Annotated in this window: 1 protein-coding gene; it reads right to left on the bottom strand. The window is 36.4% G+C overall.

Translation table 11 applies throughout. The features are described 5' to 3' along the window. Positions 1 to 41: 41 nt before the first annotated feature. A complete protein-coding gene (dusA, locus tag H4J50_RS18875; RefSeq protein WP_310733288.1) occupies positions 42 to 1,064 on the bottom strand; it encodes a tRNA dihydrouridine(20/20a) synthase DusA in 1,023 nt (340 codons plus the stop codon). Between the last annotated feature and the right edge of the window lie 416 nt (positions 1,065 to 1,480).

Below are 1,480 nucleotides of genomic sequence, written 5' to 3'. Positions count from 1 at the left end.
GAATTTACTCAGCGAAGTAATTTAAAACAATAAGATAAAAATCAGATCACGTCTAAATCAGGGTTAAGTTGTAACACTTTAGCAAAAGCTTGTTGTAGTACTTCACCACCTACATTTTCACCATTAGCATTTTCACTTAAATAACGGCGAAATTGCTTCGCACCTGCTAAACCATTACATAACCCAAGCATATGCCTAGCTACATGCCAAGCTCGGCCACCATTGGCTACGTGATGGTCAACATATTCAATCATTTCATTAAGCACAACTTGTCGTGACTTAACTTCAGAATTTGCCTGCCAAATTTCATTGTCAGCTTCAGTTAACATATAAGGGTTTTGATAAACTTCTCTACCAATCATCACACCATCAATGTGTTGCATATGCTCATTAGCTTGTGCAAAAGTTGTTATACCGCCATTGATTGAAATATCAATATTGGGAAAGTCTTGTTTAATTTGATATACGCGCTGATAGTCTAACGGTGGAATATCTCGGTTTTGTTTGGGACTTAAACCACTTAACCAGGCTTTACGCGCGTGAATAATAAAATGCTGACAACCCGCGGCACTCACCGTCGTTAAAAACTGATGTAAAAATTCATAACTGTCGAGATCGTCAATACCAATACGTGATTTTACTGTTGTTGGAATTTTGGTGACGTTTTGCATACTCGCGACACAGTCTGCCACCAGTTGAGGCTCTGCCATTAAACAGGCACCAAACTTACCATTTTGTACACGGTCTGATGGACAACCAACATTAATATTGATTTCATCATATCCTTGCTGTTCAGCAATTTTTGCACACTCTGTCATAGCGTTTACATCACTACCACCAAGCTGTAACACCAAAGGGTGCTCTTCGTCGTTATATGCTAAGTAATTGCCTTTACCATGCAGTATTGCGCCCGTAGTTACCATTTCGGTATACAACACCGTTTGTTTCGACATTACGCGATAAAAATAGCGACAGTGACGATCAGTCCAATCGAGCATGGGTGCAATGGAGAATTTGTGAGAAATTGAATTTGCTGAGTTTACTGGTTTTACTGGGATTGACACAAAAACACCTTATTAACATACTGTACAAAATCACAATAGACTACCGTGAATTACCTAGAGTTTCGATATGCTGTATCCCACATGAACCCAATAAAAAGTGGGATTATAATGGCATCTTTCACAATTGAAAAACGTATAAAGACAAACGGTGATTTTCTTATCGCTATAAAATTGTTGTTCAACAAAAAATGCAATTATACACTGAGAATCTAAAACATTCCGTAAAAATAATTAGCAATAATATATGGTAAGAAACCTATTCAAGGGCTAGGAAATAAACAAAAAACATTTGAATGGCACTGAAATGAAATGGCCGCGTAGTATGTTCAGGTCAGAAAATGTAAGGTTACGTTTAAATATTTAAAAAAATAATATATTTAACTTAAACTTACATAAGTCAATGAATAGTATAAATT

This window comes from Colwellia sp. 6M3 (assembly GCF_014077595.1).
Lineage (GTDB): Bacteria > Pseudomonadota > Gammaproteobacteria > Enterobacterales > Alteromonadaceae > Cognaticolwellia.
The sequence above is the reverse complement of the archived record's forward strand: the minus strand, read 5'-3'. Positions and strand labels throughout refer to the sequence as shown.